The 17,401-nt window shown below is 69.7% G+C and carries 16 protein-coding genes, 1 tRNA gene and 1 other RNA gene; 9 read left to right on the forward strand and 9 right to left on the reverse strand.

From position 1 onward, the window contains the following. Positions 1-6 precede the first annotated feature (6 nt). The 4 genes from BLV94_RS24515 to BLV94_RS24530 form a co-directional block, all read right to left on the reverse strand. Entirely contained in the window at positions 7-681 is a 675-nt protein-coding gene (locus BLV94_RS24515) for a response regulator (protein ID WP_072938243.1), read from the reverse strand. Next, positions 678-2,645, reverse strand: coding sequence for a sensor histidine kinase (locus tag BLV94_RS24520; RefSeq protein ID WP_072938245.1), 1,968 nt, complete (start codon positions 2,643-2,645; stop codon positions 678-680). Before BLV94_RS24520 ends, BLV94_RS24515 begins: the two co-directional genes overlap by 4 nt. A 20-nt stretch (positions 2,646-2,665) precedes the next feature. Further along, positions 2,666-3,364: a hypothetical protein gene (locus tag BLV94_RS24525; RefSeq protein ID WP_174705460.1), complete on the reverse strand. Its 699-nt coding sequence runs from the start codon at positions 3,362-3,364 to the stop codon at positions 2,666-2,668. An 85-nt stretch (positions 3,365-3,449) separates the two neighbouring features. After that, positions 3,450-5,693, reverse strand: a complete 2,244-nt coding sequence (locus BLV94_RS24530) for a DNA polymerase III subunit gamma and tau (RefSeq protein WP_072938250.1) — start codon at positions 5,691-5,693, stop codon at positions 3,450-3,452. A gap of 210 nt (positions 5,694-5,903) precedes the next feature. Here BLV94_RS24530 and BLV94_RS24535 point away from each other — a divergent pair, with 210 nt between their 5' ends. Continuing rightward, positions 5,904-7,250, forward strand: coding sequence for an ammonium transporter (locus BLV94_RS24535; RefSeq protein WP_072938252.1), 1,347 nt, complete (start codon positions 5,904-5,906; stop codon positions 7,248-7,250). 36 nt (positions 7,251-7,286) lie between these two features. Here the strand turns inward: BLV94_RS24535 and BLV94_RS24540 are convergent, their stop codons facing one another. Together BLV94_RS24540 and fes are read right to left on the reverse strand one after the other, a co-directional pair. Further along, on the reverse strand, positions 7,287-7,880 hold the full coding sequence (locus BLV94_RS24540; RefSeq protein WP_072938255.1) for an HhH-GPD-type base excision DNA repair protein: 594 nt from the start codon (positions 7,878-7,880) through the stop codon (positions 7,287-7,289). Between the two features lie 78 nt (positions 7,881-7,958). Beyond that, positions 7,959-9,191 (reverse strand): enterochelin esterase, encoded by a 1,233-nt coding sequence (fes, locus tag BLV94_RS24545; RefSeq protein WP_072938470.1) that lies wholly within the window; start codon positions 9,189-9,191, stop codon positions 7,959-7,961. Between the two features lie 73 nt (positions 9,192-9,264). Here fes and fepB point away from each other — a divergent pair, with 73 nt between their 5' ends. Beyond that, entirely contained in the window at positions 9,265-10,275 is a 1,011-nt protein-coding gene (fepB, locus tag BLV94_RS24550) for a Fe2+-enterobactin ABC transporter substrate-binding protein (RefSeq protein WP_072938257.1), read from the forward strand. A gap of 86 nt (positions 10,276-10,361) precedes the next feature. Continuing rightward, entirely contained in the window at positions 10,362-11,189 is an 828-nt protein-coding gene (locus tag BLV94_RS24555) for a DUF1206 domain-containing protein (RefSeq protein ID WP_072938260.1), read from the forward strand. Between the two features lie 51 nt (positions 11,190-11,240). Here BLV94_RS24555 and BLV94_RS24560 read toward each other — a convergent pair whose 3' ends face one another. Continuing rightward, positions 11,241-12,539, reverse strand: coding sequence for an aspartate aminotransferase type Ic (locus tag BLV94_RS24560; protein WP_072938263.1), 1,299 nt, complete (start codon positions 12,537-12,539; stop codon positions 11,241-11,243). 43 nt (positions 12,540-12,582) lie between these two features. After that, positions 12,583-12,677: signal recognition particle sRNA small type (ffs, locus tag BLV94_RS24565), an RNA gene on the reverse strand. Between the two features lie 125 nt (positions 12,678-12,802). Here ffs and BLV94_RS24570 point away from each other — a divergent pair. The 4 genes from BLV94_RS24570 to BLV94_RS24585 all read left to right on the forward strand — a co-directional run bounded on the left by BLV94_RS24570 (position 12,803) and on the right by BLV94_RS24585 (position 15,383). Next, positions 12,803-13,297, forward strand: a complete 495-nt coding sequence (locus tag BLV94_RS24570; RefSeq protein WP_072938267.1) for a hypothetical protein — start codon at positions 12,803-12,805, stop codon at positions 13,295-13,297. Positions 13,298-13,356: 59 nt separating this feature from the next. After that, positions 13,357-13,444: transfer RNA gene (locus BLV94_RS24575), tRNA-Ser, on the forward strand. Between the two features lie 211 nt (positions 13,445-13,655). After that, positions 13,656-14,615, forward strand: coding sequence for an alpha/beta hydrolase (locus BLV94_RS24580; RefSeq protein WP_072938269.1), 960 nt, complete (start codon positions 13,656-13,658; stop codon positions 14,613-14,615). 84 nt (positions 14,616-14,699) lie between these two features. Further along, positions 14,700-15,383: a YoaK family protein gene (locus BLV94_RS24585; protein ID WP_072938272.1), complete on the forward strand. Its 684-nt coding sequence runs from the start codon at positions 14,700-14,702 to the stop codon at positions 15,381-15,383. Here the strand turns inward: BLV94_RS24585 and BLV94_RS24590 are convergent. Then, positions 15,358-15,939, reverse strand: coding sequence for a COG4315 family predicted lipoprotein (locus BLV94_RS24590; protein ID WP_244163655.1), 582 nt, complete (start codon positions 15,937-15,939; stop codon positions 15,358-15,360). The genes BLV94_RS24585 and BLV94_RS24590 overlap by 26 nt on opposite strands. Positions 15,940-16,029: 90 nt before the next feature. Here BLV94_RS24590 and BLV94_RS24595 point away from each other — a divergent pair, with 90 nt between their 5' ends. Continuing rightward, positions 16,030-16,839: a helix-turn-helix domain-containing protein gene (locus BLV94_RS24595; protein ID WP_072938474.1), complete on the forward strand. Its 810-nt coding sequence runs from the start codon at positions 16,030-16,032 to the stop codon at positions 16,837-16,839. Further along, positions 16,836-17,396 (forward strand): TIGR03086 family metal-binding protein, encoded by a 561-nt coding sequence (locus BLV94_RS24600; protein WP_072938275.1) that lies wholly within the window; start codon positions 16,836-16,838, stop codon positions 17,394-17,396. Before BLV94_RS24595 ends, BLV94_RS24600 begins: the two co-directional genes overlap by 4 nt. Positions 17,397-17,401: the final 5 nt, after the last annotated feature.

A 17,401-nucleotide genomic window follows, 5' to 3' on the forward strand; every position in this document is an offset into this window, starting at 1 on the left:
GGCGCCTCAGGTGTCGAGTCCGAGGCCCGCGTCCCGTGCCCGCACGATGGCGGCGGGACGGTCGGGCACACCCAGCTTGGCGAGCACGTTCGACACGTGGTTGCGCACCGTCTTCGGGCTCAGCACGAGTCTGCGCGAGATGCTCGCGTTGTCGTAGCCGCGGGCGACGAGGTCGAGAACCTCCCGTTCGCGGTCGGTGAGTTCCGGAAACACGGTGGGTTCCATCCGGCGCGAGGCGGCCATGAAGCTCATCGCGCGGGCCGCGACCGCGGCGCCGAGAATCACCTCCCCGTTGGCGACCGCCCGGACCGCGCGTTCGACCTCCCCCGGATCGGCCCCCTTCACCAGGTAGCCGCGCGCCCCGGCACGCACCGACGCGACCAGCGATTCGTCGTCCTCGTGCATGGTGACCACGAGCACCCGCAGGGCGGGGTGCCGCTCGACGAGCCGCCGCGTGGCGTCCACCCCCGAACCGTCGCCGAGTTCGAGATCCATGAGCACGACGTCGACGTCCCCGTCGACGACGTCGAGCGCCTCCGCGACGGAACTGGCCTGCGCGGCCACCTCCATGCCGTCCAGGGTCGACAGCAACGCGACCATGCCCAGCCGGAACACCGGGTGGTCGTCGACGACGGCTACCCGGATGGACGAGGTGGTGGAACTTTTCGTGCCCGCGCTCATGATGCGGTCAACGGTAACCGGGCGGTGACCACCGTGCCTGTCGGACGGCCGGATTCGATGTGCAGCGTGCCGCCGAGTTCGTGTGCCCGCTCGCGCATCGACCGGGTGCCGACGCCGCCGCCCCCGGCCGGATCGAACCCGCACCCGTCGTCGTGGATGACGACCGTCAGCACCTCCCGGGCGACCGTGGCGTCGACCCGGCAGCCGTCGGCACCGCTGTGCCTGCGCGCGTTGGTGACGGCCTCGACGACGATCCCGTACGCCGCGGCGCTGATCTCCGCGCCCAGCCTCGGCGGCGGATCGGCCTGCACCCGCAGCTGGAACCCGCTGCGCGACTGGCTGGCCGCCAGTTCGTGCAGCGCCGGGACCAGTCCGAGTTCGTCGAGCACCGGCGGGAACATGCTGCGCGACAGCTGCCGGACGCCTTCCACCTGATGGTCGAGTTGCTCCTGCAGCGCGTCGATGAGTTCCGCGGCGGCCACCGGATCGGAGCCGAGCAGGTTCCGGGCGCCCTGCAGGCCCAGCCGGATGCCCGCGAGCGAGGGACCCAGGCCGTCGTGCAGTTCGCGGCGAATCATCTGCCGCTCCTCCAGTCGCACGGACGCCAGCCGACGCCGCGCCTCCTGCAGGTTCTCCGCCGACTGCAGCACGACGAGACCGGCCGTCACGACCGCCGACAGTTCGGTGAGCGATCGTCGGGTGCGCGCCCCCAGCGATTCCCCCGGCGGCGCCGTCACGACCATCGTCCCCAGCACCGCACCGCGGTGCACCAACTCCACCGACTCGGCAGGTCCCGTCGCCGAACCCCACACGGCGGCAACCCCGCTGGCGCGCCGCACGGACACGGATTCGAGCCGCAACGCGACGCCGACGCCGGCAGCGAGACCCTCGAGGAGTTGTTCCGGGGTCTCGGCGCTGCCGAACTGCCTGCCGAGGGTGCGGACGGCCCGCGCCGGATCCTCACCCTCGCCGTACACCAGGCGGTGCACCCGCCGCTGCAACCACAACCGCACCGGCTGCACCGCGACGGCGACGACACCCGCCGCGACCACCTGCGCCCCCACCGAATCGCCGTCGGGCAGCAGTGCCGTCAGCGCCGCGACCACCACCACGTACAGCACCAGCAGCGCAACGGTGAGGGTGCCGGCCACCGTCGCGCGGCTGACGGCCAGGTTCAACCCCCACATGCGCTGACGCAGGATGCACACCAGAATCGCGACCGGGTAGAACGCCTGAACCGCCAAGTGCACCAACGGGTTGAGCACCCACAGCCCCGGAAGCGACGCGGGCAGCGCCAGCGGAATGTACGCGGCCGTCATCAGCGCCGTGCCGAGGCACATCCAGCCGAGACCGACGCGCTCGCCGGGTGGGCCGTGCCGCCACCGCCACCCGCAGTCCGCTGCCGCCGCGAAGCCGACCACGAGGACGGGCGCGATCTGCCAGACCGCGGGGATCCCGGTAAACGTGCGGGACCAGAAGTACCAGGCCGTCGCGGCGACACCGGCGAGGACGCCGAGTTTCGCGCCGACGCCGAGCGGATGGTCGCGGATCAGCCACGGCACGATCAGGAACAGGCTCAGCGTCCCGGGAATCCACGCCGTGTTCTGCAACGGCGACAGCACATCGACCCACGGCAGCCCCGAACGCACGGCCGCGAGTTGCGAGTAGCTGTAGCCGAGTGCGGCGAGACCCACGCCGATCGCGGTGAGCCCCAGGATGATCGGCACCGGGTGCACCCGCCGCGCGAGCACGACACCCGCCACAGTTCCGTAGACCGCCGCCCCGACGACGTCCACCAGGAAGAACAGCTGATTCGAATCGATGCCCGGATCGGCCCGGACGAACGCCACCACCGACAGGACGACCAGGATCCACGCGGACACCGCCATGACGGCAGCGGGTACGGGCGCACCGCCCGCACCTGCCGACCCCTCGGTCCTCGGAGTGTCCTTCTGCTTCGCCATGGTGCGAACGAGTATCTCCCTTACTCGTGCACGGTGTCGGCGAAAGCGAACCCGATCGCGCTCACCAGCACCCACAGCGGCCCGGTGAACCCCGCGAGGTACTGCAGCGGTGAGACGCCGATGACGGCGGTCACCAGGCCCAGCACCAGGCTGACCCAGCCGATCCACCGCGGGCCCGCGTGCCCGCGGAGCAACGCGACGGCCACCGCCAGCGCACTGACTCCCGCACCCGCCCACAGCCACGGAATGGTGCCCATCCAGTGGCCGCCGACCACCGCGAACTCCGGCACCAGCCGGCTCGTGTCACCGAGGCCGAACACCAGCTCGGTGGTCAGCCCGGTCCCCAGCAGGCACGCCGCCGACGTCAGGACCAGTCCGAACGCCGCGACCGACGGCAGGATGCTCTCGGCAGGTAACGCCGCCCGCAGTCGCTGGCACAGCCCGGCGGCGAAGACGAGGATCAGCAGCGCCGCGGTCATGATCGACACGTGCATCACCAGGATCCCGGTGCGCTGTCCGACGAGCCCGGTCATGATGGCGACCGCGTCGCCGGCCGACGCCTCCACGTACACCGCGTCGACCGACATGCTCGCCTGGATGCCGACGATTCCGGCCACGCCGGCGAGGACCCCGAAGTACGCCCACCACCGGCCGCTTCGCGGTCGCGCGGTCGCCGGGACCTCGTTCTGCACGCCGTCTGGAACATTCACTGTGCTCATGAGACGACGATCGGGCACCCGGCGTCCCGGGCACCAGGGGCGGATGTCCCGATGTGGCGGGACCTGCGACGCCTGCCCCTCCGGGTCAGCCTTCGAGCTTCTTGGCCCCGAGCATGTCCTTGAGCAGTTCGAACGCCACGTCTTCCGGGTCGCGGCGAGTCGCGGGGTCGGCGGGTTCCGCCGCCTCCTTGAACATCTCTTCTTCGTCCTCGGGTGTGGAGACGGGCGGCGTCGACGCCGAAGCCTCGTAGTCGATCGGCCCGGGATCGTCCGGGTAGTCCGGTGCCTCCGGCGGCGGAATGTCGTCGTCCGGTTCGGATGGCGGACGTGCCTGCGCCGCACCCGGACCCGCATCGGTGCTCCGTGCGTCGGACTGCTGCTGCGGGCGCTGCGCAGCCCGCTCCTGGCTGGGCCGGGAGAACCGGGGTGCGCCTGCAGGCTTCGTCGGCGCCGCGGCAGCCTTCGCGACCGGTGGGGGCGGCGCCGTCGGGGCACCGGCCTGATACTCCACTTCCCAGGTGCCGCCGAACATCTCGGACAGCACCTCGGTGATCACCTGAGCGTTGTGCGGCGACGCGATCCGAGCGCCCAGATTGGGGACCGGGTGCGCCAGGATCAGGCGGTTGCCTTGCACGTCGTGCACCGTGGCGGCGGACAACATCGCGGGCAGGATCTTGTTCCGCTGGCTCACCTTCTCGCGCAGCGAATTCCAGGCCTCGCGCAGGACCGCAGCATCCGGACCCGCGGATGCGGCGGGTGCCGCCTCCACCTCGGGTGCGAGCGGCGGCTCCGGCTCCGGTTCGGGAGTCGGCTCGGGTGCGGGTACAGGAGTCGGCTCGGGTTCGGGGACCGGAACGGGCGCGGGTTCGGGCGCCGGCTCGGGCACGGGCCGCGGCGTCGGCTCGGGTGCCGGGGTCGGCTCCGGAACGGGCGTCGGCTCGGGCTGCGGCGTCGGCTCCGGTTCGGGAACGGGGGCGGGCGCGGGCTCCGGAACGGGCCGCGGCATCGGCTCCGGTTCCGGCTCGGGCGGCGGCGGCACGGTGGCCGCCGCGGCCTGGCGCATCGACGGTCGCTGGAACTTCGGCTCGGGTTCCGGTTCGGCGGGCGGTTGCGGCGCGCGCTCCGGTGCCGCGGCGGGCCGCTCGGCTGCGGCGGCGACCGGCGCGGAGCCTGCGGGCGGAAGTCCGCGCTCGACGCGTTCGAGCCGCTGCAGCACGGCGGACTCCGCATCGGACGCGGACGGCAGCAGCATCCGGGCGCACATCACTTCGAGCAGCAGTCGGGGGGCCGTGGCGCCGCGCATCTCGCCGAGACCGGCGTGGATCACCTCGGCGTAGCGGGTGAGCGTGGCGGGACCGATCCGCTGGACCTGGGCGCGCATGTGCTCGAGCACGTCGCCGGGTGCATCGACGAGGCCGCGTTCGGCGGCGTCGGGGACGGCCTGCATCAGGATGAGGTCGCGGAGGCGCTCGAGCAGGTCGACGGCGAAGCGCCGCGGATCGTGCCCGGCGTCCATGACGCGGTCGACCGTCCCGAACAGTGCGGCACCGTCGCCGGTGGCCAGCGCGTCCACGGCGTCGTCGATCAGCGCGACGTCGGTGACGCCGAGCAGCGCGAGCGCGCGCGGGTAGGTGACGCCCTCGTTGCCGGCGCCGGCGAGGAGTTGGTCGAGGATGCTCAGCGAGTCACGCGGGGACCCGCCGCCGGCACGGATGACCAGCGGATACACCGGGTCGGCGACCGGCACGCTCTCCTGCTGGCAGATCTTCTCCAGCAACCCGCGCATCGTCGTCGGCGCGAGCAGCCGGAACGGGTAGTGATGGGTGCGCGAACGGATGGTCGGCAGCACCTTCTCGGGTTCGGTGGTGGCGAAGATGAAGATGAGGTGCTCCGGCGGCTCCTCCACGATCTTGAGGAGGGCGTTGAAACCCGCCGTGGTGACCATGTGGGCCTCGTCCACGATGAACACCCGGTACCGGGACTCGGCAGGCGCGTAGAACGCGCGGTCGCGCAGTTCACGGGTGTCGTCGACGCCACCGTGGCTGGCCGCGTCGAGTTCGGTGACGTCGAGGTTGCCCGACCCGCCGGGGCCGAGCGCCACGCACGAGGGGCACTGGCCGCACGGCGTCGAGGTCGGGCCCTCCACGCAGTTCAGCGATCGGGCCAGGATGCGGGCAGACGACGTCTTGCCACAGCCGCGGGGACCGGAGAACAGATACGCGTGGTTGATCCGTCCGGCGTCGAGAGCGGTGCTCAGTGGTTCGGTGACGTGCTCCTGCCCCACCACCTCGGCGAAGGATGCGGGTCGGTACTTCCGGTACAGGGCCACGCGGAAAGACTACCGGCGGTCCCCGACAGTCCGGCCCGGGTGGTCGAAGCGCCTGTTCGGCACCCGCTCGGGGCCCTACTCACAAGCAGAAATCCGGACCTGACCGGATTGCGTAACACGTTCGCAACGCATCGGCATCACCGTTGAAACGGCCCGCGGCCATCGTGAATTTCCGCACCTGGTTTCGTCCGGGTGTGTGAGGAGAATGTCGTGCCTGCAATCGACGCCGGAGCAACCGCCTGGCTTCTGATCAGTACCGCGCTGGTCCTGCTGATGACCCCGGGGCTCGCCCTGTTCTACGGCGGGATGGTCCGCTCCACCGGCGTACTGAACATGATCATGATGAGCTTCGTGTCGATCGCACTCGTCACGGTCGCCTGGCTGGTGGCCGGGTACTCCCTCATCTTCGGCGACGACATCGGCGGCGGACTGATCGGCGGGCTCGAGCACCTGGGGATGGCGGGCATCGACCCGACCACCGTCCACGGGCAGGTCCCCGAGATCCTGTTCGCCACGTTCCAGCTGACATTCGCGATCATCACCGCCGCGCTGATCAGCGGTGCGATCGCCGACCGGGCCAAGTTCTCGGCCTGGATGATCTTCGTGCCCGTCTGGGCCCTCGTCGTCTACGCGCCCGTCGCGCACTGGGTGTGGAACCCGCAGGGCTGGATCGCGCAGTTCGGCGCCCTTGACTACGCGGGCGGACTGGTCGTCGAGATCGTGTCCGGCGCGTCGGGCCTGGCGTTGGCCCTGGTCCTGGGCCCGCGGCTCGGATTCAAGTCCGAGTCGATGCGGCCCCACAACCTTCCGCTGGTGCTGCTCGGTGTCGGCCTGCTCTGGTTCGGCTGGTTCGGTTTCAACGCGGGTTCCGCTCTCGCCGCCGACGGCACGGCCGCCGCGATCTTCCTGAACACCCTCGTCGCCGGGTGCACCGGCCTGCTCGGCTGGCTCCTCGTCGAGCAGAAGCGCGACGGTCACCCCACGACGTTCGGTGCGGCGTCCGGCGTCGTCGCCGGGCTGGTCGCGATCACCCCGTCCTGCGGCACGGTGAGCATGGTCGGCGCGGTGATCGTCGGCGCAGTGGCCGGTGTGGTCTGCTCGTTCGCCGTCGGCTGGAAGTTCCGCCTCGGATACGACGACTCGCTCGACGTCGTCGGTGTCCACCTGATGGGCGGCATCGTCGGCACGATCCTGATCGGACTGCTGGCCACCGAGGTGATGACGGGCGGAGCCGAAGGCCTCCTGTACGGGGGCGGGTTCGCGCAACTCGGCAAGCAGGTGCTGGCCGTGGTGGTCGTCGCCCTGTACGCGTTCGGTGTGACATACGGGCTGGGCAAGCTGATCGACCGGATCTTCGGGTTCCGGGTGAGCGCCGAGGACGAGTCCTCCGGCATCGACCTCGCGCTGCACGCCGAATCGGCGTACGAACACGGTGTGCTCGGCCACGGACCCCTCGGCGGCGGCCAGGGCAACAGCGTCTTTCCGTGGATGCACGAGGCCGAACGCAGGCGGCAACTCGACGCGGAACGGAAGCAGGACCGAGACGACACGGAGTAGCGGCGGCTACTTTTTGACGACACGGAGTAGCGGCGGCTACATCTTCTTCGCTGCCGCCGCCTTCTTCGCGTCTGCCTTCGCGGCCTTCTTGAACTCGCGGACCTCGTGGAGACTCTTGTCGTCGACGACGTCCGCGATCGAACGCCGGGACCCCTCGGTGCCGTAGTCGCCTGCTGCTTCGCGCCAGCCCTTCGGCTCGACTCCGATCTGCTTGCCGAGCAGCGCCAGGAAGATGCGGGCCTTCTGGTCGCCGTACCCCGGGAGCGCCTTCAACCGTTTCAGCACTTCTTTGCCGTCGGGGTCGCCGCTCGTCCACAGCGCCTCGACGCTGCCGTCGTAGTTCTCGACGAGGAACGCGCACAACGACTGGATGCGGGTGGCCATCGATCCGGGGAACCGGTGGACGGCGGGGGTCTGTGAGCAGACGGCCGCGAACGCTTCCGGATCCATCTCCGCGATGCGGTGCACTTCGAGGCCGCCGATCCGGTCGTCGAGTTTCTTGGGGCCCGCGAACGCCGTCTCCATCGGAACCTGCTGATCGAGCAGCATCCCGATGAGCAACGCCAGCGGATCACTCGCGAGGAGTGCGTCGGCGTCCGGATCCCCTACCAGGTTCAGCGTGCGTGCCATGGTTCGATCCTGCCATCCCGCGGTGGGGCGGGTGCGCCCTTCACCGCGACGCGCGGTTTATTCACAGAGTTATCCACATCACTGCATTACCGGTGCGTAACCCAGCATCGAGGCGACGCCGGCGACGAGTCCGTCACGCCAGTGCAGCGCGTCGTGACCCCCGCAGAACTCGCGGTAGCGCACGTCGTGGCCGGCGCCGGCCAGCAGGTCGCGGACTTCGCGGTTGGGTTCGACGAGCATCCATTCGAGTGTCCCGACCTCCAGGCTGAACCGACTGCGCGACGGGGCGACGGCGCGGATACGGTCCTGGAACGGGACTCCCGGCCCCGATCCGGGCCACCAGAACGACCCGGACAGGCTGACGGCGCACCCGAACACGTGCGGCACCGCCAGCGCGAGGTGGCAGGCCGTCAATCCGCCCAGGCTGCAGCCGGCCACGATCGTCGACGCCGGGTCGTCGGTGACGGCCCGGTCCCGCCGCAGCCACGGGAGCAGTTCGCCGGTGAGACCCACGGCGAACGCGGGGCTGCAGCCCAATTCCTCGGATCGCAGTCCGGGTCCGACGCTGTCGACCATCACGACGAGCGGAACCCGGTGACCGGCAGGTCCGAGCGCGTCGACGGCACCCGCGATCGGCAGGTCGACCGCCCACGTCCGGCCGTCGAGCAGCACCACCACCGGACGAGATCCGGCGGCGAGTCCGGGCGGTTCGTAGACCCACACCGACCGTGGTGTGCCCGACAGCGTGAACTTCGTCTCGTGGAGTTCGCCGCGACCGGGCCGGTCCGTCCACCAGCGCTGCGCGGGCGCCGCGGGCATCACCGCCTCGGAGCAGTCGCCGGCCTGCACCGCTCGGGTGGGCAGCGGGTTGAACGGGTCGGGTCGTGCGCCGGCGAGTATGTTCCGCCACCACTGCCAGCCCGGGGTGCCGTCGCCGGGACGGGTCAGCGGTTCCGTCCGGGGAATGAAACGGTAGGCGCCACGCCAGTTCTCGGGCACCTCGATCGACAGCGACCACAGGTCGGTGCCGGGGAGCCGCGACAGCGCGGCCCGTTCCGGCCGGGATCGGTCGGTGATTCCGTTGGCGTCGAGGTAGACGTGCCGCGTGTGTGACACGCGTTCGTCGCCCTCGGGGTCCCGCCAGCAGAACGTCGCGATCACGCAGCCGCGGTCGGCCCCGTCGCGTTCGACGAGGGGGCTGCCCGCTGCGGCGAGGCGGTCCCAGAACGCGGGGACGTCGTCGGGTGCCAGGTCGTCGATCGCCCGCGTGCGCGCGACGCGGCGCTCCGGTCCGGGCACCCGTTTCAGCATCCACTTCCCCATTCGAACGTAGGTAACGCTAGCCTAAGTCACATTCCTTACCCGTGCGAAAGAGAGTCCCCCCGTGAAACTTCGTCGCTCACTGGCAGCCCTCGCTGTCCTCGCCGCCGGGATCGGCGCGGCCGCGTGCTCGTCCGATCCCGCTACCGAGTCCGCGACCACCGGCAACCCCGCAGCGTCCGACCAGAGCTGGCCGCGCACCGTCACGGACGAGACGGGCAGCGTCACGATCGAACACAAGCCCGAGCGGATCGTGTCGACCAGCGTCACACTCACCGGCTCGCTGCTCGCCCTCGACGCACCCCTCATCGGCACCGGCGCGCAGCGACCGAGCGACGTGACCGACGAGAACGGCCTTTTCACGCAGTGGGCGGACATCGCCGCCGAACGTGGCGTCAACACGCTCTACCAGGGCGAACCCAACGTCGAGGAGATCACCGCCGCCGATCCGGACCTCATCTTCGTGTCCGCCACGGGCGGCGACTCGGCAGTCGATCAGGTGGACACGCTGAGGCAGATCGCGCCCGTCGTGGTACTGCGGTACGACGACAAGTCGTGGCAGGACCTCAGCGGTCGGATCGCGGCGGCCATCGGGGCCGAGGAGCAGGCCGAAGCCCTCGTCGCGAAGTTCGACCGGCAACTCGACGACGCCAAGTCGGCACTCGGCGACAAGGTCGCCGCCGCGAACCCGGTGAACGTGCCCGCCTACAACTCGCCCGAGGAGTCGCGGATGTTCACCGCCGAATCGGCGCAGGGCATTCTGCTGGAACGCCTCGGATTCTCGCTCGCCGAGCTGCCCGCCGACATCAGCGCAGCCGACAAGGGCATCATGTCCGGCCGCAAGGACGTCGTGCCGGTCGGGCAGGAGAACCTGCCGCGGGCCGTGCCCGGCAACACCACGTTCATCGTGATCGGTGACGCGGCGGACGCCGAGCGGTTCCTCGCCGATCCGACGTTGCAGCAGACCCCGTCCGTGGAGAAGAAGCAGGTGATCGGTCTCGGGAAGGACAGCTTCCGGCTCGACTACTACAGCGCCACCAACCTGATCGACCGGGTCACGAACGCAGTGCGATAGCGCTCGGTCCGTGTCGGCGCGGCCCGTACCGGGTACCTCTACGTCAAGGGACTCCGGTCCATACACACGACACCGAAGGACATCCGATGGCCCAGGACGGAACGAATCGAGCCAGCGGGATGAGCCGTGCCGTGGACAGGGCAACCGACAGCACCACTTTCGAACGGGTCGCGCGGGCGGGCCACGTGATGAGCGGCTTCGTGCACCTGCTGATCGCGTACATCATCGTTCAGCTGGCGTTCGGCAGCGGCGGCAACGCCGATCAGTCCGGGGCCCTCGGCACGCTGGCCGCCGAGCCCGGCGGCCGGTTCGCGCTGTGGGTGGCGATGGTCGCGTTCATCGCGATGGCGCTGTGGCGGCTCGCCGAGACCGTTCTCGGCCCGCACGCCACCGAGAAGTCCGACGACGACACGTCGCTGCTCGACCGTGCGAAGGCGTTCGGTCTGGCCGTCGTCTACTTCGCGTTCGCCTTCTCGGCCTACCAGTTCGCGAGTGGCGGCGGGAAATCGAGCGGACAGCAGAACGCCGGAATGAGTGCACGCCTCATGGAGTCCGGGGGCGGCAAGTTCCTGCTCGTGGTGGTGGGTCTCGTCGCCATCGCGATCGGCGGGTACCACGTCTACAAGGGCGCGTCGAAGAACTTCCTGGACGACCTGAAGGGCACCCCGTCGAAACTCGTCGAGCCCCTCGGAGTGGTCGGCTACGTGGCCAAGGGCCTCGTCATCGCGGGCGCGGGCCTGCTGGTGATCGTGGCGGTCTTCAACTCCGACCCGTCCAAGGCCACCGGCCTCGACGGCGCGGTGAAAACCCTCGGCTCGGCGCCGTTCGGGCAGTTCCTGCTGGTCCTCGCCGCGCTGGGCATCGCCGCGTACGGGCTGTATAGCTTCGTGATGGCGCGCTACGCCAGGATGTAGAGACACCTCCGGCCGCGCACCCGAGACAGGTGAGCGGCCGGAGGTCTGCTGCTAGGACTTCGGCAGGTCCAGGCGTGATTCGGTGGCCGCGAGCAGCACGCACGTCGCGACGCCGTTCATCGACTTGTCCAGATCCTCCATCGAGGGGAAGCTCGGCGCGAGCCGGATGTTCTTGTCTTCCGGGTCGATTCCGTACGGGAACGCCGATCCCGCGGCGGTGAGCGCGATCCCCGCGTCCTTCGCCAGGGCGATGACGCGCTTCGCGGTGCCCTCGACGACGTCCAGGCTGATGAAGTATCCGCCCTTCGGCTCCGTCCACGACGCCACCTTCGACGCCCCGAGACGGTCCTCGAGGATCTTCAGGACGAGCGCGAACTTCGGCGCCAGGATCTCGCGGTGCTTCTCCATGTGGGCGCGAACCCCGTCGGCGTCACCGAAGAACCGCAGGTGCCGCAGCTGGTTCAGCTTGTCCGGGCCGATGCTCTTCTTGCCGAGGAACTTCTGGTACCAGGCCAGGTTCGCGGTCGAGGAACCGAAGAAGCTGACGCCCGCACCGGCGAACGTGATCTTCGACGTCGACGCGAACACGAGCGGCCGGTTGGGGTGACCCGCCTCCGCTGCCATCCCGAGGATGTCCAGCGACGGCGCCGTCTCGCCGACCAGCGGATGCACCGCGTAGGCGTTGTCCCAGAACAGCCGGAAGTCGGGGGCGGCGGCCGGCATCGACGCCAGCGCGCGCGTGACCTCTTCCGAGTACACCGCGCCCGTGGGGTTGGAGTAGTTGGGAACGGCCCACAGACCCTTGATCTGCGGATCGTTCGCGACGAGTTCGGCGATGACGCCGACGTCGGGGCCGTCCGGGCGCATCGGCACCGGGATCATCTCGATGCCGTAGGTCTCGGTGATCCCGAAGTGCCGGTCGTAGCCGGGTGCCGGGCACAGGAACTTGACCTTCTCCTCCTGCGACCACGGGCGCGGGGAGTCGGGGGTGCCGTGCAGCAGAGCGAACACGACGTTGTCGTGCATGATCTCGAGGCTGGCGTTGTTGCCGGCGAGCAGGTTCTCGACGGGGATGCCGAGCAGTTCACCGAAGATCGCGCGCAGTTCCGGCAGACCGGTGAGCCCGCCGTAGTTGCGGGTGTCGGTGCCGTTGCCGTCGCGGAAGTCGCCGTCACCGGGCAGCGCCAGCAGCGCCGCCGACAGATCCAGTTGCTCGGGCGAAGGCTTGCCGCGGGTGAGGTCGAGCGTGAGCTTCTCCGTCTTCAGCTGCGCGTAGCTCGCAGTCTGGCGCTCATGCTCCGAAAGTAGTTCCTCATGGCTCATCAACCCGATCTGGGTCTGGTTGGTCATCAGGAGCGGCCTCTCACCGACATCGGGGGTCGGGTATGCGAAAGATAGGGGACCCCGCGCACCCGGCAGAGCCCGTTGACCCTTGCTGCCTTCCGGCCCTGGGGGAGTTCACAGGATGCGCGCCGCGCGGGATCCACCACAGAGTGTAGACGGCCCCGAGCCGCTACCGGGATCCACCCCGGCCCGCGCCCGACGCCGCACGTCAGACCACGTCCAGTGCTACGGTCGCCCCCGCATTCGGCCACCGTCGGCAAAGGATCGGGATGAAACTCAGAAGGACAGCACACGCAGCGGCCCTCGCCGTCGTCGTCGCAGCACTGTCGGCGTGCGGCGGGAGCAGCGAAGACGCAGCCACGTCCGATGCGGTCAGCTGGGACGCGGCCGAGCCGTGCTCGCTCGCGGACGACGCGACGCTCGCACCGCTCCTGACGGCAGGCGCCGGCGAGGGCACCGCCACCGACAGTCCGGAACGTCGCGCGTGCACGTGGGGCAAACCGGAGGCGCTGAACACTGTGACCGTCACCACCACGAGCGCGCCGGAACCGGTCGACGCCCTGCGCACGATCGACGTCGGCGGACTCGAGGGCCGGGCGCTCGCCGAGAGCAAGTACCAGTGCATCCTCGAGGTCACCACCGACGCGGGCACGCTGTCGATCGAGTCGAAATTCGGCCTGGACGCGACCGCGAACCCGGACACGTCCTGCGACCGGTCCGTGCCCCTCGCCGAGCACGCCCTCAGCCAGCTGAAGTGGGCGTAGAACCGGCAGCCACCTGGTCGTTTAACGGTGAGCCGTCGTCGTTGGGTATGCTCCTCCACGGAGGATTCGCCTAGTGGCCTATGGCGCTCGCCTGGAACGCGGGTTGGGTTAACGCCCTCAGGGGTTCAAATCCCCTATCCTCCGCCACAGGAACCCCTGTGAACCGCTGAAACGTGGTTCGCAGGGGTTTCTTGCATCTCCGGGCAAACCAGGCGGCGCCGCCCTCGGACCGCCGTTTGCAGACCCGTCCGCGCCGACAATCCCAGGCCACGACAGGCACAACCCGTTATCTCCCTGTTATCGTCTCCGGTGCAGCGTTCGCTGTGCAGTGTCTGTTACGAGATAAAAGGACATTCGGATGGCGATACGTCGCACCCGCGCGCTGATCGTGGGCCTGGTCGCAGTGTTGGCATCGGGCCTCGTGTCCGTACTGGCCGGAACCGGCATCGCGCATGCCGACTCGGCCCTGATCTCGGTGTACTCACCGTCGATGGACAAGGACATTCCCGTCAAGGTGCTCAAGGCCGCGGGTGGCGGTCCCGCGCCGACGCTGTACCTGCTCGACGGTCTGCGCGCGCCGGACGACAACAACGGCTGGCTGATCGAGACCGACGTGGAGAATTTCTTCGCCGGCAAGCACGTCAACGTGGTCATCCCGTTCGGCGGCGGCGGCACCTTCTACTCCGACTGGCTGCGTGACGACCCGAAGCTGGGCCGCGTGAAGTGGGAGACCTTCCTGACCAACGAACTGCCCCCGGTGATGGCTTCGCAGTTCGGCAGCGACGGCGTGAACAACGCGGTCGCGGGTCTGTCGATGAGCGGTACCTCCGCGTTGAACCTCGCCATTCACCGCCCCGACTTCTACAAGGCGGTCGCGTCCTACAGCGGGTACCCGACGGCCAGCTCGCCCGGCTTCGCGCAGGGCATTCAGGTTTCGGTCGCCCAGATGGGCGGCAACGCGCAGAACATGTGGGGCTTCTGGCCGTCCGCAGCCTGGGTCCGCAACGATCCGCTGCTCAACGTCGGCGCACTGCGCGGCAAGTCCGTCTACATCTCGTCCGGTGCGGGTTCGGCGGCAGGCGATCCCACCGTCGACCCGGACAGCAAGTCGTTCGACCCGGTGAAGTTCTCGCAGACGGTTCCCCTCGAGACCGCCTCGGGCCTCAGCAGCAAGGTCTTCGTCCCCGCGGCGCAGCGCGCAGGCGCCAAGCTGCAGACGCACATCGCCGACGAGGGCCTGCACACGTGGAACTACTGGCAGGACCGCCTGCACGAGTCCTGGGCCAACACGCTCGCGCCCGCACTCGGCACGTCTTAGTCGAGGTGTTCGCACGTCCTGAACTCCGCCACAGCGGCCCCCGATCTCCGGATCGGGGGCCGCTGTCGTTCGCCGCAGTGTTTGATGTGTGATGTGCCGATCGACGACAGCAGGCAGATGCTCGTGCTGGCGGTGGTGCTGTCCGCGCTGGCCGGCTACGTCGACGCGCTCGGATTCATCACGCTCGGCGGGTTCTTCGTCGCGTTCATGAGCGGCAATCTCACCCGGTTCAGTGTCGGGTTCGCGGACGGGTCGTGGGCGCATGCGCTGACGGCCGCCGCGGTGATCGGCACGTTCGTCCTCGGCTGCGCCCTGGGCGCCGTGGTCGTGCACCTGTCCGATCGCAGGCGGCTGCCCGTCCGGACGACGGTGCTCGCCGTCGTGTCCGGCCTTCTGATCGCAGGCGCCGTCGCCGCGACCGTCGGGGCGAGCACCGTGGCCGTCGGCGCGATGCTGCTCGCCATGGGCGCGGAGAACTCCTTCTTCCAGAAGGACGGCGAGGTCACGATCGGCCTCACCTACATGACGGGCGCCCTCGTGAAGATGGGCCACCGGCTTGCCGCGGCGCTGCTCGGCGGGCCGCGGTGGGCGTGGCTACGACATTTCGCGCTGTGGGCGGGCCTGGTGGCTGGAGCGGTGACGGGCGCTCTCGCGCATCACTGGATCGGGCTGGACGCCCTGTGGTTCGCCGCCGGACTGTCGGCGGCGCTGACCGTCACCGTCCATCTGCGGATCGACCGCGCTACTCGCCGCCCGCAGTTGTCGTGACCGGATTTCCTGCGGAGTCGAGGGTCCACCACACGCTGCCGACCGCCTGCCCGTATGCGTCACCGGGTTCGTTGTCATCCTTGTACCGGTACACGGGTCGCCCGTTCACGGTGAGCTGATGGGTGCCGTCCGCCGCGGGGATGGTGTCGATGACGACTTCCTGCAGCCCCTGCACCGTCGGGTTCTCGGTGACGGAGGTGACCGGCGGCCACGACTGCAGGCACGTGTCGCGGCACGAACTGGCACCGGAGCCGACCTCGTCCTTGTCGTACACGTAGACCGTCATCCCGCCTTCGTCGACCATCACCTCGCCGAGCGTCGTCGGTCCCATCTTCAGGACGGGTGTTCCGGGCAAGGCCGGTGGGGACGTCGGCGTCGGGGACACCGGGGCGTTGCCGCCCGTGTCACCGGAATCCGTGCGGTCGTAGGCGCAACTCGAGAAGGTCAGGCTGACGGCGACGATCGCTGCCAGCGCCCATGTTCGTCTCATGGAGTCCTCGTTCTCTGTGACGGCGAAGTGGCGGGCCTCCTGGGGAACCTCTGCGGACCCGTACATACAGTTCACCTCGAGTTGCGTGCCGGTGCGGGTACTTCGGGCGATGTGACGGGCCCGCACGTGTCGGTATCCGTCATTAGGCTCCTGTGCATGGGCTGGTACACGCCGACCTCGCCGGCACCCGACCTCGCCGGCACGCTCGTGTGCGGGTGGTCCGCGCGCACGCAGGGCGAGCATCTGCTGGTGCCGGACGCGTGCATGGACATCCTGTGGATCCGGGGTGTGGGGATCCGGGTGTGCGGTCCCGAGACCACGGCCTGGTCGTTCACGCTGCCGCCGGGCACCGAATCCGTCGGTGTCCGTTTCCGTCCCGGCGCCGGCTCGCATCTGCTGCGGACGTCGGCGGCCGAGGTCCGCAACATCCGGGTCGGCCTCGGCGACGTACTCGGGTCCACGTGGGAACGGACACTGACCGACCGGCTCGACAACGCGTCCGGCCACGCGGAACGAATCGCCCTGTTCGAGAACGCCGTGCGCGCGTGGCGGAGCCGCGGGCCGGAGGCCGACCCGCTGATCGGCACCGTGCGGCGGGCCCTGGCCCGGCAGTCGTGGAATGTGGGCGCGCTCGCCGACGCCGCCTCCGTCACGGAGCGGCAACTGCAGCGGCGATGCAACGACGCGTTCGGATACGGTCCCGCGACGCTCCGCGGAATCCTGCGGCTGCAACGGTTCATGGCGCTCGCGCAGTCGGGGACCCGGACGGGTCTCGCCGCACTCGCCGCCACCGCCGGCTACAGCGACCAGGCGCACCTGTCGCGGGAATGCCGGCGGATCTCCTCGCTCACCCCGTCCGAGCTCCTCGCCAGCGAGGCCCCCGACTGGCACGGAAACGAATCCGTCGTCGATGTCGGAAATGTTCAAGCCGTCGGGCCCCGGACGGGGGAAGAATCGGCAGCATGACCTCGACAACCGAAACCCCCGCAGCCCACTACCGCGACCTCGCCGCGAAGTTCACGAAGCGCGTCGAATCCGTGCCCGCCGCACGCTGGGACGACGCGTCTCCGTGTGACGGCTGGACGGCCCGCGACGTCGTGCGGCACGTGATCGACACACAGCGCTACATCGTCACCGTCGTCGATCTGGAACTGCCGGAGCCGCCGTCCGTCGACGAAGACCCGGTTGCCGCGTGGGCGGCAACGCGCGACGGCATGCAGGAGATCCTGGACGATCCGGCCAAGGCGGGCCGCGAGTACGACGGGCATTTCGGCCGCACCGAACTCGGCAAGACCGTCGACAGCTTCTACTGCTTCGACCTGGTGGTGCACGGCTGGGACCTCGCGCGGGCCACCGGCCTCGACGATACCATCCCTGCCGACGACCTGACCTGGGTGGGTGGCGTCGCGGAGCAGCTGGGCGACAACATCCGCACGGCCGGAGTGTGCGGCCCGGCCGTGGACGTCCCCGCGGACTCCGACGAGCAGACCCGGGTCCTGGCCTTCCTCGGCCGCAAGGCCTGACGGTC

The sequence above is a fragment of the Rhodococcus koreensis genome (assembly GCF_900105905.1).
In the GTDB taxonomy this organism is placed as follows: domain Bacteria; phylum Actinomycetota; class Actinomycetes; order Mycobacteriales; family Mycobacteriaceae; genus Rhodococcus_F; species Rhodococcus_F koreensis.

What these genes read in the sequence shown, in the direction of transcription:
- BLV94_RS24600 (WP_072938275.1), top strand. Translation starts at nt 16,836, where the DNA reads ATGACCTCGACAACCGAAACCCCCGCAGCCCACTACCGCGACCTCGCC.
- BLV94_RS24590 (WP_244163655.1), bottom strand. Translation starts at nt 15,939, where the DNA reads ATGTACGGGTCCGCAGAGGTTCCCCAGGAGGCCCGCCACTTCGCCGTC.
- BLV94_RS24525 (WP_174705460.1), bottom strand. Translation starts at nt 3,364, where the DNA reads ATGAGCACAGTGAATGTTCCAGACGGCGTGCAGAACGAGGTCCCGGCG.
- BLV94_RS24515 (WP_072938243.1), bottom strand. Translation starts at nt 681, where the DNA reads ATGAGCGCGGGCACGAAAAGTTCCACCACCTCGTCCATCCGGGTAGCC.
- fes (WP_072938470.1), bottom strand. Translation starts at nt 9,191, where the DNA reads ATGCTGAAACGGGTGCCCGGACCGGAGCGCCGCGTCGCGCGCACGCGG.
- BLV94_RS24560 (WP_072938263.1), bottom strand. Translation starts at nt 12,539, where the DNA reads ATGACCAACCAGACCCAGATCGGGTTGATGAGCCATGAGGAACTACTT.
- BLV94_RS24570 (WP_072938267.1), top strand. Translation starts at nt 12,803, where the DNA reads ATGAAACTCAGAAGGACAGCACACGCAGCGGCCCTCGCCGTCGTCGTC.
- BLV94_RS24555 (WP_072938260.1), top strand. Translation starts at nt 10,362, where the DNA reads ATGGCCCAGGACGGAACGAATCGAGCCAGCGGGATGAGCCGTGCCGTG.
- BLV94_RS24520 (WP_072938245.1), bottom strand. Translation starts at nt 2,645, where the DNA reads ATGGCGAAGCAGAAGGACACTCCGAGGACCGAGGGGTCGGCAGGTGCG.
- BLV94_RS24540 (WP_072938255.1), bottom strand. Translation starts at nt 7,880, where the DNA reads ATGGCACGCACGCTGAACCTGGTAGGGGATCCGGACGCCGACGCACTC.
- BLV94_RS24580 (WP_072938269.1), top strand. Translation starts at nt 13,656, where the DNA reads ATGGCGATACGTCGCACCCGCGCGCTGATCGTGGGCCTGGTCGCAGTG.
- BLV94_RS24585 (WP_072938272.1), top strand. Translation starts at nt 14,700, where the DNA reads ATGTGTGATGTGCCGATCGACGACAGCAGGCAGATGCTCGTGCTGGCG.
- BLV94_RS24595 (WP_072938474.1), top strand. Translation starts at nt 16,030, where the DNA reads ATGGGCTGGTACACGCCGACCTCGCCGGCACCCGACCTCGCCGGCACG.